The sequence below is a fragment of the Pseudomonas sp. LB3P14 genome (assembly GCF_054898045.1).
Map to the genome: position 1 here is coordinate 5,010,737 of NZ_CM142714.1, position 15,190 is coordinate 5,025,926.

Consider the following 15,190-nt stretch of genomic DNA (forward strand, 5'->3'; position numbering starts at 1 on the left):
CATCGCCCTCTTTTAACTCAGCCACGAGTGGAATCCATGACTACCACGCCTAAACCTTTGGTCCTGATTATTCTCGACGGCTTCGGTCACAGTGAGAGCCCTGAATCCAATGCCATCTATGCGGCCAAGAAGCCCGTGCTGGACCGTTTATGGGCCACCGTGCCGAACGGCCTGATCTCGGGCAGTGGCATGGACGTCGGCCTGCCGGATGGCCAGATGGGCAACTCCGAAGTCGGCCACATGAACCTCGGCGCCGGCCGCGTGGTGTATCAGGACTTCACGCGAGTGACCAAATCGATCCGCGATGGCGAGTTTTTCGAAAACCCGACCATCTGCGCCGCTGTCGATAAAGCCGTTGCTGCCGGCAAAGCCGTGCACTTCATGGGCCTGCTCTCCGAGGGCGGCGTTCACAGCCACCAGGATCACCTGGTTGCCATGGCCGAACTGGCCTACAAACGCGGCGCTGAAAAAATCTATCTGCACGCCTTCCTCGATGGCCGCGACACGCCGCCGAAAAGCGCCCAGTCGTCCATCGAACTGCTCGACGCGTCTTTCCAGGCCCTCGGCAAAGGCCGGATCGCCAGCATTATTGGCCGTTACTTCGCCATGGACCGTGACAACCGTTGGGACCGCGTGTCCCAGGCCTACAACCTGATTGTCGATGGCAGTGGCGAATTCAACGCCGCCACCGCTCAGGAAGGCCTGCAAGCGGCGTACGAACGTGGCGAGAGCGACGAATTCGTCAAAGCCACCTCCATCGGTGAGCCGGTGAAGGTCGAAGACGGTGACGCCGTGGTGTTCATGAACTTCCGCGCCGACCGCGCCCGTGAACTGACCCGCGTGTTCGTTGAAGACGATTTCAAGGAATTCGAACGTGCCCGCCAGCCAAAACTGGCCGGCTTCGTCATGCTGACCCAGTACGCCGCCAGCATTCCCGCGCCATCGGCCTTCGCTGCGGGCAGCCTGGACAACGTGCTGGGCGACTACCTGGCGAAAAACGGCAAGACCCAGCTGCGCATCGCCGAAACCGAGAAGTATGCCCACGTGACCTTCTTCTTCTCCGGTGGCCGCGAAGAACCGTTCCCGGGCGAGGAGCGCATCCTGATCCCGTCGCCGAAAGTCGCCACTTATGACTTGCAGCCCGAGATGAGCGCCCCGGAAGTCACCGATCGCATCGTCGATGCTATCGAAAACCAGCGTTACGACGTGATTGTGGTCAACTACGCCAACGGCGACATGGTCGGCCACAGCGGCGTGTTCGACGCAGCCGTCAAAGCCGTTGAATGCCTGGACCTGTGCGTCGGCCGCATCGTTGACGCGCTGGAAAAAGTCGGCGGCGAAGCGCTGATCACTGCCGACCACGGCAACGTCGAGCAAATGGCCGACGAATCCACCGGCCAGGCGCATACCGCCCACACCACCGAACCGGTGCCGTTCATCTATGTCGGCAAGCGTAACTTCAAGGTTCGCGACGGCGGCGTGCTGGCGGATGTGGCACCGACCATGCTGATGTTGATGGACCTGGAAAAACCGGCTGAGATGACCGGTACGTCGATTCTGGTCTGAATGGCGGGGGATTGACTCAAATCCCCTGAAGCACCACAAATCAACTGTGGGAGCGAGCAAGTCGAATCGTCGCACCGCCGCTCCCACATTGGTTTGGCGGTGTTTTCACCGCCGAACCCAGTCCAGTCATCACACAGCCCCAATTGGGCGTTTTTTTTGCAGCGCTTGGCGGGCATACTAGGCTGTCCCTTTCCCTGGTGTCGCCCGCCTCTATGCTTCGCGTCCTGATAGCCCTTGCTCTGACATGCCTGCTCCAACCGGCCTTTGCTGACGAGCGCACGCAAACCCAACAACAGTTGGACGCCACGCGTCAGGACATTGCCGAGCTGAAAAAACTGCTGGGCAAGCTCCAGGAAGAAAAATCCGGTGTGCAAAAAGACCTCAAAGGCACCGAGACCGAGATGGGCAAGCTTGAGAAGCAGGTCGAAGCCCTGCAAAAAGAGCTGAAGAAAAGCGAATCCGAGCTGCAGCGACTCGATGCCGAGAAAAAAAAACTCCAGAGCGCGCGCATTGAACAGCAACGGCTGATCGCCATTCAGGCCCGCGCGGCCTATCAAAACGGCCGTCAGGAGTACTTGAAGCTGCTGCTCAACCAGCAGAACCCGGAAAAATTCGCCCGCACCCTCACCTATTACGATTACCTGAGCCAGGCCCGCCTGGAGCAGCTGAAGAATTTCAACGAAACCCTGCGCCAACTGGCCAATGTCGAAAAAGACATCGCCATGCAACAGGCGCAATTGCTGGTACAGAAAAGCAGCCTTGACAGCCAGCGCGACGAACTCGACAAAGTCCGCAAGGAGCGCCAGCAAGTCCTGGCCAAGCTCAGCGACGACGTGAAGGCCCGCGATCAGAAGCTGGCAGCCCGCGAGCAGGATCAGGCAGATCTGTCTAAAGTCCTTAAAACCATTGAGGAAACCCTGGCCCGTCAGGCCCGAGAGGCAGAGGAAGCGCGGCAAAAAGCGCTGATCGCCCAGCAGGAAGCCGAAAAAAAGCGTTTACGTGAGGCTCAGGCTGAAGCAGACGCAGACGCCACTGACGCCCCACGCAAACCCGTTAAATCGACGCCCGGCGCTCTGGTATCAAGCTCAGGCGAGACCTTTGGCGGCCCTTTCGCTTCAACCCGGGGAAAACTTCCTTGGCCGGTTGATGGTCGACTGCTGGCACGCTTTGGCGAAACCCGTGGCGATGACGCCCGCACCAAGTGGGACGGCGTGATGATCAGCGCTTCCGCCGGCAGCCAGGTGCACGCCGTGCATGGCGGTCGCGTGGTGTTCGCCGACTGGTTGCGTGGCGCCGGGCTGCTGGTGATTCTCGACCACGGCAACGGTTTTTTGAGTCTTTATGGTCACAACCAGACGCTGCTCAAGTCTGCGGGTGACGTGGTAAAAGCCGGTGAGTCCATCTCCACTGTGGGTAGCAGTGGCGGGCAGGACACACCAGCGCTGTATTTCGCTATTCGTCAGCAGGGTCACCCGAGTGATCCGGCGCAATGGTGCCGCGCGCAAGGATAGGCGCTGAGTCACCTACATTAGGAGTTCGTTCGACATGCTGCATTTGTCCCGCCTTACCTCGCTGGCCCTGACGATCGCCCTGGTGATCGGCGCGCCTCTGGCGTTCGCCGCTCAACCTGCTCCGGCTGTCGCGCCTGCGGGCACTGCTGCGACCACCAAGGCGCCATTGCCGCTGGAAGAGTTGCGCACCTTCGCCGAGGTCATGGACCGGATCAAGGCCGCCTATGTCGAGCCGGTGGACGACAAGACTCTGCTGGAAAACGCCATCAAAGGCATGCTCAGCAACCTCGACCCACACTCCGCCTACCTGGGCCCGGAAGACTTCGCTGAGTTGCAGGAAAGCACCAGCGGTGAATTCGGCGGCCTGGGCATCGAAGTTGGCGCCGAAGACGGCTTCATCAAGGTCGTTTCGCCAATCGATGACACCCCGGCCTCCAAGGCTGGCATTCAGGCTGGCGACTTCATCGTCAAGATCAACGGCCAGCCGACTCGCGGCCAGAGCATGACCGAAGCCGTGGACAAGATGCGCGGCAAGATCGGCCAGAAAATCACCCTGACCTTGGTGCGCGACGGTGGTACACCGTTCGACGTGACCCTGGCCCGCGCCATCATTCAAGTGAAGAGCGTGAAGAGCCAGTTGCTGGAGTCCGGCTACGGCTACATCCGTATCACGCAGTTCCAGGTCAAGACCGGCGAAGAAGTCTCCAAAGCCCTGGCCAAGCTGCGCAAGGACAACGGCAAGAAGCTCAAAGGCATCATCCTCGACCTGCGTAACAACCCGGGCGGCGTGCTGCAAGCGGCGGTGGAAGTGGTCGACCACTTCATCACCAAGGGCCTGATCGTTTACACCAAGGGCCGTATCGCCAACTCCGAACTGCGCTTCTCCGCCACCGGCAAAGACGAAAGCGAAGCCGTGCCAATGGTCGCACTGATCAACGGCGGCAGTGCCTCGGCGTCGGAAATTGTCGCCGGTGCCTTGCAGGATCAAAAACGCGCGGTGGTCATGGGCACCACCAGTTTCGGCAAAGGCTCGGTACAAACCGTGTTGCCGCTGAACAACGAACGCGCACTGAAGATCACCACGGCGCTGTATTACACGCCGAACGGTCGCTCGATCCAGGCTCAGGGCATCGTCCCGGATATCGAAGTGCGCAAGGCCAAGATCACCAGCGAGCAGGACGGCGAGTACTTCAAGGAAGCCGATCTGCAAGGTCACCTGGGCAATGGCAACGGCGGCGTCGACAAACCGACCAGCTCCAGCGGCAAAGCCAAGGCAATGCCGCAGGATGACGACTACCAATTGGCCCAGGCCCTGAGCCTGCTCAAAGGGCTGAGCATCACCTCCGGCCGCTGAGATGCGCCTGCGGTTAGTCCTCGGTCTACTGTGTTGTCTGGCGGGTGTTGCTCATGCAGCGCCCGCCCCTCAAAAGGCCTACATCACTCTGATCATCGATGACCTGGGGCAGAACCTGCCCCGGGATCGCCGCGTGCTGGCCCTGCCCGGCCCGGTGACCACGGCGATCATGCCTGACACACCCCACGCCACCGAATTCGCCCGCGAAGCCCATCGCGCCGGCAAAATCGTCATCCTGCACATGCCGATGGACCCGGCCACGGGACCGTTTGCCTGGCATCCCGATCTGCCCATCGAAGAGCTCGAGAAACGGCTGAATGCGGCGTTCAAGGTCGTGCCCTATACCGCTGGCATCAACAACCACATGGGCAGCCGCATGACCGCCCAGCCGGTGGCGATGGCGTGGTTGATGGCCGAGTTGCAGCGCCGCCACAAATTCTTCGTCGACAGTCGCACCAGCGCACAAACCGTTGCGGCTCAGCAGGCGCAAAAGATCGATCTGGCGAGCGTTTCGCGGGATGTGTTTCTCGATGACGAACGCACCGAGGCGGCGATTTTCGCTCAGTTGCAGACCGCGATCAGCCTGGCGCGCAAACAGGGTTCAGCGGTCATGATCGGCCATCCGTATCCGCAAACATTGGCGGTGCTTGAGCGGGAATTGCCGAAGCTCAAGGCTCAGGGGGTTGAGTGGATTGATATCCGCCAGATGATCAGCGTGCGCAGCAATCGTGCCACGGCTGCGCATGGCCAAAACGGCCTTTATCGGTAATATCCTGCAACGAGCTATATATAGTTACCGCCAGACTACTCGCCCGTTTCCAGATAGTGAGACCTCCAACAGGTCGCGACTCCCCGAGTCGCCTTTCACTATCAGGACTGACTATGACTACCAATGAAAATGGCGCATTGCCCACGAGGCAAATGGAATCCATAAAGCTCGACAACCTGCTGATCAATTTTACGACGGAGTTTCACCGAGTCTGGAATACGTACGGCTCACAGGCCAAAACCGCTACCTTTTGGCGCCCCACTCCTGCCCCTGATGTATTACCGGGATACTTCCCGCTGGGCGACATTGCTATTCCCAGCGGCGCCCACATCAATGGCGAAATAGTCGCGGCAGTTGTCTGTGAGGGAGATTCACAAGGCGTCGAAAGCAACAAGGCAAAAGCTCTCAGCCGGCCCACCGACTTCGAACAAGTCTGGAAAGAGTCAGGTTCGGGAGCCGCCGCACGCACTTCGATATGGCGCCCGATTCCGCCTGCCGGCTATGTTGCGCTGGGACTGGTCTGCTCCAGCGACCATGGTAAACCTTCAACCAACGCGGTTCGTTGCGTCAGGGCGGATCTGGTCATCGCTGCAAACGTCGGTGATCTGATCTGGAACGACAAAGGCAGTGGTGCAACGCTGAACTTCAGCGCCTGGAGTATTGAGCCGACGACCGCTGCGGCGGGCGAGATCTACTTTGCACCAGGCACTTTTGTTGGCGTCCCAAGCCACAACAAACCCACAACACAATTCGCCGCGTACGCATTACGGATGCAAATCCCCCTTCAAGTCACCTCCCCAGCAGAGGCGCCGGCACTCTCCGGATACGCGAGACCCTCAGAGGACGGAGCGGCCAAGGTTACGCAAATAGCCCGACTACCGTGGTTCGCGGTCAGAGATTACGTACAACCCAGCGAACAATTTCGCAGATCCCCGTACTACGAACTCAAAAGAACAGACCAACACGTGCTCGTCGGGCACGGCAGCAACACAACGAACAAGCCCCGGCCTATCAAATGGACAGCTCCCCGGGCTCAAAACGCAACGGTAATGCGGTTATTCAGCAGCCATACAGCTGTAGAAATCACAAAGGCTTGGCCGGTCGCAGCGTTAAGCGATATCCGGGCGACAAAATTCTCGGCTTGTCTTCATAAGAACTTCACTCACACCGAAACATCTTCGAGCGAATGGAGCGAATCGGGCCCTCAAGTCGTCATCGCCATGGCTGCAAAGCTCAAGTCCGTGGCGGTCTATCAGATGGAAAGCTATTACGAACTGGTACGTGAAGACGGCACTGAAGTGGCCGTCAGCTTCGGCTACACCGACGACACCAGCTTTTACCTGTCCGAATATCCTCCAGAAAAGGACGAGACAGCCACCCGGTGCCCTCTACTGGCGACAGGCTCGTCAACGCAAGCAGGTACTTCTGATGACGCCAGCGACGTTGGCGCCATTGCTCAGCCGTCGCCAGATTCGTCGAGAGCTACAGATACCGCGCCATGATGTCGTCGACACCCCTTCTTTGCGCAGCTAATCCAGCGCAGCCTGCAGCTTGGTAACGGTTTCGTCCGGCACATCCTTGTTCAGCGCCAGGTACAGCTCGGCGCTGTTGAAGCGAAGCACGGTCTTGAGCCCGGTTACCCCGTCCTGGCGCGGCAGATAGCGCCCGGCGGGGTCTCCGGTAGCCTGGCGCTATTTCTGTGCATTGTCGGTATGAACACTGAATAACTACGCCCAGAAGCTGGAATGTACCCGCCAATTCAAATGCTATGAATGCAATCGCCAAGGAATGGCCATGAACTACACGCTCGCTACATCATTGATTTTCTCGCTGTACAGTTTTATTACTCCTGTCTGCGCTGAACCCAGAGATATCGGTGAGGGACTCAGGAATGACACCCCCGCAAAAATATTGAATAACAGTGGAGAAACATATTCACGCTGGAGTGGCATTGGCCTGCTGAAAACACCGGAAAATACCACCTGCACAGCCACTCTTATCGATACAAGACAATCCGGACAGAAAGCCGACGGACCTGCCTATTTAATAACCAGTGGGCACTGCGCTGGCGCCGCCATAGGCAGCTCCACACTAAATAAAGGTTATGGCGGAACGATCACCTTCAACTATTTCCATGACACACCCGACCGTCAAAAAACCTATAAGGTTGGAACGGCCAACTGGACAAGTCTGGTGGGGCTGGATATGGCCATACTGGAAATCGAAAAAAGCCTGGCCTCACTTATCCTGGATGGCATTACTCCACTCAAGCTTGCACCTCCGCCCGCCCTGGGCCCGCATGATGTGCTTTCTGTTGGCGCACCTGGCGGGCTCCCTGAAAAAGGCCTTCGCTTGAGCGCATGCTCTCAAGAACTGGCCAGAACCAACCTTGGTCACCTTCAACGCTTTCCCGGGGGGTTTGTGAATCAATGCCAAGGCCTGCAACATGGCAGTTCCGGTGGACTGATACTTGATCGCCGCACAAACAAAATAATAAGTATTATTTCGGAGGCCAACTACAGTTTTGCGACCAGTTTCCTGACGCCCTGTTTCATCAATGGTGTTTTCAGCAGCAACGCAAGACACTGCGCATTGCAAGAAGTCGACATTAAAATCGATCTGCGAACATTATTCAGAACGACCGTTCGCTCTCAGCTGAACGCGGGCCTGGAACTCTTGCCCACATGGGATTTCAGGTTCGAAATCAATACGCCTTACTATCGCTACAAAGCGACACGTGATGCCTTGAGCTGCCAAGACCCCAACCAATACAGCGCAGCTATCAGCGCCACCAACGCTTACATCAACAGTGCTATTGGTCCTGAAACACGCATGCACGTTCTGTGCATCATCGGTGTCAATTCATCAGAGCAACAACTTGTCAGCGGGCGACTCAGGAACGCTTTCACGCACGCCGTCCATTTAGCCGAGCCAGCCCCGGCACCGAGCATTACGCTAGACGCCAATCGCAACGCTCACCTGTCATGGAGCAATGCATACCCGGCGTTCACTTCTCATTTCTTTCACGCAGGCCCGGCTGATTTCACACAATGCGGTGACTTCGATGATGCGCGCTACCAACCGGTGGCAGGCAGCCTAACGCTGCGGATAACCTCGGCCACCAAGGTCTGCAGCTATGCGCAAGGCGATTCCGGGCCGCAGCCCTCGGCAGTACGTTTCGATCTGATTGAGTAGCGCGCGGCACAGGTGATGGCCGGGCATGGCAAGGATGGGATTTACCGCTTTTGATTCACACTACAAATACCGCGCCATGATGTCCTCAACCACGCCTTCCTTGCGTAGCTGATCCAGCGCAGCCTGCAGCTTGGCAACGGTTTCGTCCGGCACATCCTTGTTCAGCGCCAGGTACAGCTCGGCGCTGTTGAAGCGAAGCACGGTCTTGAGCCCGGTTACCCCGTCCTGGCGCGCCAGATAGCGCCCGGCGGGATCTCCGGTAGCCCACAGGTCAATCTGGCCGTTGACCAGTTTCTTCGCGTTGTCCTGATCCCGCAGCACGACAATCGGCTTCAATCCCTGCTTGGCCAACGTCTCGGCAATCGCATCGCCCTTATAGGCACCAATCTTGTATTTGCGCGCCTGCTCCAGTGACTCAAGGCTGATCTTGCTATCAGCCTTGGCCAGCATGATCCAGTCATCCGGGCCGATCGGGCCGACCCACTTGAATAGGTTCTCGCGGTCTGGCAACCGTGCCATCACAAATACGCCGTAACCGGGCTTCTCCAGAGCGAGTTTGTAGATTCGCTCCCAAGGGAAACGCAGCGTCAGGCTGTAGGTGACTTCGGCGCGCTTGAACATCTCGCGGACGATGTCCACGGCGATGCCATTGATGTTCTCGTCCTGAGCGAAATTCTTGCCGTTTTTCGCCATGTTGTACGGCGGGAAGTTTTCGGTAAGGAGCACCAGATCGGTGTCGGGGCTGTCCCCGGCGCGGGCCGCGCTGATCAACAACACAGAAGCACTGGCGAGAACGAGAAGCAGGCGTTTGATCATGTCAGGCTACCGAAATCCATGGCGTGCCCAAGAGTGCCTTGAGCTCGTTGCGCTGTCTACTGGCGTTTTGACTTCAATCATGTGATTTCCACGTAATACTCGAAGTAAATTTTCAGGCATATATATTTACCACCCTCGACTCAGCCACTCCTGATTAATTGGTTGTGCCCGGCAAATCCCGGATTACCACTAAACATTAATCAGAGACTTCATCAATGAAATCACACTCTTATAACTTATCAGTGCCATAAGCCTGATAGGTTCCCATGTTTTGCAGACGCCCAAGACTTTGGCGAAGGTGCGCAGAACCTGTCAGAACCCAGCAAACTTGATAACACCAATGGATCTCGTAACCACTGGAGCGGCATTGGCCGGTTATCAATTGAAGGATCCGTATGTACTGCCACACTTATCGACAACCGTGACAGCACGCCACTGCTATCGACTTCTGCATATGTTCTGACCGCCGGACACTGCATTGACCATTCCAATGGAAAAATCATCACAAACAAACGCGTCACAGGAAGCATGACATTCAACTACTTCACTGACGTTAGCAAAAACACGTCCTACCCTGTGAAACAAGTAAAGTGGCGGAGCATGCAGGGCGTGGACATGGCCATCGTCGAACTTAATGTCAGCATGCACACACTGAAAAAACAGGGTATACGACCGTTAAAGCTGGCTCGCTTCATGCCACCTGATGGTTCAAACGTTTTGATTGTCGGGGCACCGCAATATTCGACGTTGCAGATGTCTGCTTGTACGTTGTAGCCGGCCTCCGATGTCATCGAAGGCAAATGGACATGGCGCAACAACTTCATGACGCGATGTAAAGGCGTTAGAGCAGGTATCTCAGGAAGCCCGCCGCTGGATCGTTACACCAATGAGATTATTGGCGTTATTGGAACAGCGAGTGATGACCCTTCGCTTACGCCTTGCGAAATCAATGCACCGTGCACCCTGACAGAAAACGGATATCTGGCAATAGCGGGTAATGTTTATGGCAATCCGGTCCACAGGATCAAGAGGTGCTTCCGCAATGGATGACGAAATAGGTACACAACCCGGGCGTTATTTCTTGTGCATTCTGGGCTTGTCTCTAGACCAGGAAACTGATCTCGGCTTGCTGAGAAACGCTCTGTCTGTGCCAATAGTCCTGACGGACAGATGAGCATTGCTCAAGACATGAACCGCTCGCTGGCTCAAGGCTGGCCGTATGAGCAGACAAAGGATCACGCTGTGGAATCCCCCGAAGTTTTCGCTCCGGGGGGATTCAGCGTTTAACGCATCACGATCCCGCGATGAGCCATGTAGGCCTTGGCTTCCTGCACGGTGTATTCACCAAAGTGGAAAATACTCGCCGCCAACACCGCGCTGGCGTGGCCTTCGATAATGCCGTCGGCCAAATGCTGCAAGTTGCCGACGCCGCCAGACGCGATCACCGGAATGCCCAACGCGTCGCTGATGGCACGGGTGACGCCCAGGTCGAAGCCGTTTTTCATGCCGTCCTGATCCATGCTGGTCAGCAGGATTTCACCGGCACCCAGGCCTTCCATCTTCTTCGCCCATTCAACAGCGTCGAGACCGGTAGGTTTGCGCCCGCCGTGGGTGAAGATTTCCCAGCGCGGAGTTTCGCCCGGACCGGAGACTTTCTTGGCGTCGATGGCGACAACGATGCACTGCGAACCGAAATGCTGAGCAGCTTCGCCAACGAATTCCGGGTTGAACACCGCAGCAGTGTTGATCGAGACCTTGTCCGCGCCGGCATTCAGCAGGTTGCGAATGTCCTGCACGGTACGTACGCCGCCGCCCACGGTCAGCGGGATGAACACCTGACTGGCCATGCGCTCAACAGTATGCAGCGTGGTGTCGCGGCCATCGACGCTGGCGGTGATGTCGAGAAAGGTAATCTCGTCGGCACCCTGCTCGTCATACCGACGGGCGATCTCTACCGGGTCGCCGGCGTCGCGGATGTTCTCGAACTTGACGCCCTTGACCACCCGGCCGTTGTCCACGTCCAGGCAAGGGATGATGCGTTTGGCCAGCGCCATGGTCAGTCCTCAGCCTTTGTACGAATCGCAGAAAGCTTGCGCTTCAGCGACATCGAGAGTGCCTTCGTAGATTGCCCGGCCAGTGATGGCGCCGATGATGCCTGGCGCCTTGGCGTCGAGCAGCGACTTGATGTCACCGAGGTTGTGGATGCCACCGGAGGCGATCACCGGGATCTTCGTTGCAGCGGCCAGCGCAGCGGTGAACGGTACGTTGCAGCCCTGCATCATGCCGTCTTTGGCGATGTCGGTATAAACGATCGCGGACACGCCATCAGCTTCGAATTGCTTGGCCAGGTCGATCACCTGAATGGTGCTGATCTCAGCCCAGCCGTCGGTGGCGACAAAACCGTCTTTGGCATCGAGACCGACGATCACTTTGCCCGGGAACGCGCGGCAGGCTTCAGCAACGAAGGCCGGATCTTTCACGGCTTTGGTGCCGATGATCACGTAGCTCACGCCAGCCTTCACATAGTGTTCGATGGTTTCGAGGGAACGGATACCGCCGCCGATCTGGATCGGCAGGTTCGGGTAGCGCTTGGCGATGGCGGTGACCACTTCGCCGTTGACCGGCTGGCCTTCGAAAGCGCCGTTCAGGTCGACCAGATGCAGACGGCGGCAACCGCCTTCCACCCACTTGGCAGCCATGCTCACCGGATCATCGGAGAACACCGTGGAATCTTCCATGCGGCCCTGGCGCAGACGAACACAGGCACCGTCTTTAAGATCGATAGCGGGAATAATCAGCATCTGGCAAACCTTCAAATTCGATTGTTCAGCTTCGCTCGAAAATCAGTTTTTCTCGAGCGCCCACAGGTCGCTTTCGATGCTTTCGAACCTCTCTTTGAGGTGCGTCTGCACATCGAAAATCGCCCTGTTGTAATAGTGCGGAGCAATTTCACGGGTAAACAGCTCAAGGATTTCAGCCGCCTCGAACGAACCCAGGTCCAGTTCGAAGCGATCTTCCATGAAGCGTTTGATCTTGTGATTGGCCTCGTTCTCCTGTTCAGGAGTGAGGGTCAGGATCGGCGGCTTCGTTTTCTTGGCTGCCATTTACCAGCGACCATCCCACGCGGCGAAGTTCTGCAGCAATTGCAGACCATGGGTATGGCTCTTCTCCGGGTGGAACTGCACGGCGAAACGCGAGCCATCGGCCAGCGCGGCGGCGAAATCGACACCGTAGTGACCGCCACCCACCACCTGCCGCGGGTTGCCGGCGGCGATGTAGTAGCTGTGCACGAAATAGAAACGCGCCAGGTCCGGAATGTTGTGCCACAGCGGATGACTCACCGTCTGCTTCACTTCGTTCCAGCCCATGTGCGGGACTTTCAGGTGCTCGCCGTCTTCGTGCAGGTCTTTGCCAAAGAATTTCACTGCGCCTGGAAACAGGCCAATGCAGTCGACGCCGTCGTTCTCTTCACTGCTGTCGAGCAAGGCTTGCATGCCCACGCAGATGCCGAGGAACGGGCGGTCCTGGCTGACTTCACGCACCAGCGAGTCGAAGCCCAGGCGACGGATCTCCGCCATGCAATCGCGAATCGCGCCAACGCCGGGGAACACCACCCGGTCGGCTTCGCGAATCACGTCGGCATCGCTGGTGATCAGGACCTTGCCGGCACCGACGTGCTCGAGGGCCTTGGCCACCGAGTGCAGGTTGCCCATGCCGTAATCGATAACCGCGACCGTCTGCATTACAGAACGCCTTTGGTCGACGGCATCTGACCGGCCATGCGGTCATCCAGCTCTACGGCCATGCGCAGGGCACGACCGAAAGCCTTAAACACGGTTTCGATCTGGTGGTGGGTGTTGGTGCCACGCAGGTTGTCGATGTGCAGGCTGACGAGGGCATGGTTGACGAAGCCCTGGAAGAACTCCTGGAACAGGTCAACATCGAAGCCGCCAACGGTGGCGCGGGTATAGGGAACATGCATCTGCAGGCCTGGACGGCCGGAGAAGTCGATCACCACGCGTGACAGCGCTTCATCGAGCGGCACGTAGGCGTGGCCGTAGCGACGGATGCCTTTCTTGTCGCCGATGGCTTTGGCGAAGGCCTGACCCAGGGTGATACCGACGTCTTCCACGGTGTGGTGGTCATCGATATGCAGGTCGCCCTTGCTGACAATATCCAGGTCGATCAGCCCGTGACGGGCGATCTGGTCCAGCATGTGCTCAAGAAAAGGAACACCGATATCAAATCGGGCCTTTCCGGTGCCATCCAGGTTGATCGAGGCTTTGATCTGGGTTTCCAGAGTGTCGCGCTCGACTGACGCCTTACGTTCGGCCATCACCAGCTCCGCAAAATCATTGGGCGAAAAAGGCAACCATTATAGGGGCGCGGGCGCGAAACAGAAACACGGGAGGTGATATGACTGACGGAGTGAATCCAGCGCCGTCGGCGATAGACATGTCCATACAAGCACGCCAAGCCACTGATCGCTCCCACGCTCTGCGCTCATCGTTCTACATAACTCTGTTTTCAAGTATTTTTGAAACTCGAAGAAATGGAGAACGAAGATTGAATTGGGCACAGGACGAAATGAAAACCGCCGACTTGGGTGATGGCCGTTTAAATGCCAGGCTCGCCAGCTTTTTAGGACGCCTAGCCGATCATCCCGGCAACAGCATCCCGACCGCTTGTCGAGGGCTGGCAGAAACCACGGCGGCCTATCGATTTCTTGATAATGAGAAAGTCACGTTCCAGAAGGTGTTGCGGCCCCATCAGGACGCGACCCTGCAACGGATGCAAAGCAGTCCCGTGGTGCTGTTGGCGCAAGACACGACCGAGATGGACAAATGGGTCAATCTCGGTCCCAAAGGGATGGGCACGATCAAGGCGCAGAAGAAGTTTTCTCGACGTCTGCACCCAACCATTGCCTTTACCCCCGAACGTATTTGTCTGGGCGTCGTCGATGCTCAGTGGTGGAGCCGCGATAAACCGAGCCCCCGCCATGAGCGCCGAGATAAAGGGATTGATGAGAAAGAGAGTCAGCGCTGGATTGACAGTTATCAAACCAGTTGCGCGATTCAGGGGCAGCTACCGCAGACCCTGGTGGTCAACCTCGCCGATGCTGAGGGCGATCTGTACGAATGGTTTGTTGATCATCAAGAGTTCAGTCCAGACACCCGGGCCCAATGGATCGTGCGGGCGGCTCAAGACAGGCGCTTGCTGGGGGCTGACAACGGGAAGTTGTGGTCGGCACTGGATCAGGCACCGTCCTTGGGAACACTCAAGGTTGAAGTCAAAGCTCGTCCCCAGCGCCCCGCCCGACTGGCTGATGTCACCTTGCGCGCGGCAACCGTGACCCTGCGTGCCCCCGACAGGCCGGGTTATAAATTGCCCAGCGTCTCGATCAATGCTGTGTTGGCCCGTGAAGAAAACGCCATAGACGGTGTTGAACCTCTGGAGTGGCTGCTGCTGACCAGTCTGCCGGTCACTAGCCTGGAGCAGGCGAGCACCGTGGTTGAGTGGTACGGGGTACGCTGGTCTATCGAAGTGTTTTTCAATGTGCTGAAGAATGGTTGTCAGGTCAGTCGATTGCAGCTGGAGACCGAGGAACGGTTGTTGCCCTGCATTGGTTTGTACCTGATCACGACCTGGCGTGTGCTGTACAGCCTGATGCTGGGACGTGCTTGTCCCGATCTAAGCTGCGAGATGGTGTTTGAGGCTTCGGAGTGGAAAGCAGCCTATATCGTGGTCAAACGGTGCCAACCGCCCACTGCGCCCCCTTCTTTAGGAGAAATGGTTTTACTGGTCACGAGCCTGGGAGGCTACTTGGGGCGTAAAAATGACGGACCTCCCGGCCCCAAGGCCATGTGGATAGGGATGCAACGAATACGTGAGTTTGTTATCGCATTAGACGCCCAGCGTGCGCTCATCGAGAGTTGTGTAGAACGATGAGCGCTCTGCGTGGGAGTGCAGCCCTGGACG

The 15,190-nt window shown here is 57.6% G+C and carries 14 protein-coding genes and 1 pseudogene; 8 read left to right on the top strand and 7 right to left on the bottom strand.

Annotated elements, in window-relative coordinates; genetic code table 11:
* Positions 1-36: 36 nt before the first annotated feature.
* From gpmI to ACYZT5_RS22910, 5 genes are all read left to right on the top strand, one after another.
* Complete coding sequence (gene gpmI / locus ACYZT5_RS22890) at positions 37-1,566, top strand: 2,3-bisphosphoglycerate-independent phosphoglycerate mutase (RefSeq protein WP_462047524.1); 1,530 nt, start codon at positions 37-39, stop codon at positions 1,564-1,566.
* A gap of 212 nt (positions 1,567-1,778) precedes the next feature.
* Positions 1,779-3,077: a murein hydrolase activator EnvC family protein gene (locus ACYZT5_RS22895; protein WP_462047525.1), complete on the top strand. Its 1,299-nt coding sequence runs from the start codon at positions 1,779-1,781 to the stop codon at positions 3,075-3,077.
* Between the two features lie 34 nt (positions 3,078-3,111).
* Complete coding sequence (locus ACYZT5_RS22900; protein WP_462047526.1) at positions 3,112-4,431, top strand: S41 family peptidase; 1,320 nt, start codon at positions 3,112-3,114, stop codon at positions 4,429-4,431.
* Between the two features lies 1 nt (position 4,432).
* On the top strand, positions 4,433-5,200 hold the full coding sequence (locus ACYZT5_RS22905; protein WP_462047527.1) for a divergent polysaccharide deacetylase family protein: 768 nt from the start codon (positions 4,433-4,435) through the stop codon (positions 5,198-5,200).
* Between the two features lie 113 nt (positions 5,201-5,313).
* Positions 5,314-6,702, top strand: coding sequence for a Vps62-related protein (locus tag ACYZT5_RS22910; protein WP_462047528.1), 1,389 nt, complete (start codon positions 5,314-5,316; stop codon positions 6,700-6,702).
* A gap of 27 nt (positions 6,703-6,729) precedes the next feature.
* Here ACYZT5_RS22910 and ACYZT5_RS22915 read toward each other — a convergent pair.
* Positions 6,730-6,885: pseudogene (locus ACYZT5_RS22915) on the bottom strand (amino acid ABC transporter substrate-binding protein); the annotation flags it as partial.
* 109 nt (positions 6,886-6,994) lie between these two features.
* Between ACYZT5_RS22915 and ACYZT5_RS22920 the strand changes: the two are divergent.
* Complete coding sequence (locus ACYZT5_RS22920) at positions 6,995-8,395, top strand: trypsin-like serine peptidase (protein ID WP_462047529.1); 1,401 nt, start codon at positions 6,995-6,997, stop codon at positions 8,393-8,395.
* Positions 8,396-8,455: 60 nt separating this feature from the next.
* Here ACYZT5_RS22920 and ACYZT5_RS22925 read toward each other — a convergent pair whose 3' ends face one another.
* Positions 8,456-9,211: a substrate-binding periplasmic protein gene (locus tag ACYZT5_RS22925; protein WP_462047530.1), complete on the bottom strand. Its 756-nt coding sequence runs from the start codon at positions 9,209-9,211 to the stop codon at positions 8,456-8,458.
* 411 nt (positions 9,212-9,622) lie between these two features.
* On the opposite strand from ACYZT5_RS22925, the gene ACYZT5_RS22930 reads away from it, so the two are divergent.
* The gene (locus ACYZT5_RS22930) at positions 9,623-9,985 is read left to right on the top strand and encodes a trypsin-like serine protease (protein WP_462052297.1); all 363 of its coding nucleotides are present in this window, start codon (positions 9,623-9,625) and stop codon (positions 9,983-9,985) included.
* A 509-nt stretch (positions 9,986-10,494) separates the two neighbouring features.
* Here the strand turns inward: ACYZT5_RS22930 and hisF are convergent.
* The 5 genes from hisF to hisB are packed head-to-tail and all read right to left on the bottom strand — an operon-like array spanning position 10,495 to position 13,547.
* Positions 10,495-11,265: an imidazole glycerol phosphate synthase subunit HisF gene (gene hisF, locus ACYZT5_RS22935; protein ID WP_007972752.1), complete on the bottom strand. Its 771-nt coding sequence runs from the start codon at positions 11,263-11,265 to the stop codon at positions 10,495-10,497.
* Positions 11,266-11,274: 9 nt separating this feature from the next.
* Positions 11,275-12,012: a 1-(5-phosphoribosyl)-5-[(5-phosphoribosylamino)methylideneamino]imidazole-4-carboxamide isomerase gene (gene hisA, locus ACYZT5_RS22940; protein ID WP_033058290.1), complete on the bottom strand. Its 738-nt coding sequence runs from the start codon at positions 12,010-12,012 to the stop codon at positions 11,275-11,277.
* Between the two features lie 42 nt (positions 12,013-12,054).
* Positions 12,055-12,315, bottom strand: a complete 261-nt coding sequence (locus ACYZT5_RS22945; RefSeq protein WP_403104477.1) for a DUF2164 domain-containing protein — start codon at positions 12,313-12,315, stop codon at positions 12,055-12,057.
* Positions 12,316-12,954 (bottom strand): imidazole glycerol phosphate synthase subunit HisH, encoded by a 639-nt coding sequence (gene hisH / locus ACYZT5_RS22950; protein WP_033058292.1) that lies wholly within the window; start codon positions 12,952-12,954, stop codon positions 12,316-12,318.
* Positions 12,954-13,547 carry an imidazoleglycerol-phosphate dehydratase HisB gene (gene hisB, locus ACYZT5_RS22955; RefSeq protein WP_003218037.1) on the bottom strand — a complete coding sequence of 198 codons (594 nt, stop codon included), beginning with the start codon at positions 13,545-13,547 and terminating at the stop codon, positions 12,954-12,956. The genes hisH and hisB overlap by 1 nt, the downstream gene beginning before the upstream one ends.
* A gap of 251 nt (positions 13,548-13,798) precedes the next feature.
* On the opposite strand from hisB, the gene ACYZT5_RS22960 reads away from it, so the two are divergent.
* A complete protein-coding gene (locus ACYZT5_RS22960) occupies positions 13,799-15,160 on the top strand; it encodes an IS4 family transposase (RefSeq protein ID WP_462047420.1) in 1,362 nt (453 codons plus the stop codon).
* Positions 15,161-15,190: the final 30 nt, after the last annotated feature.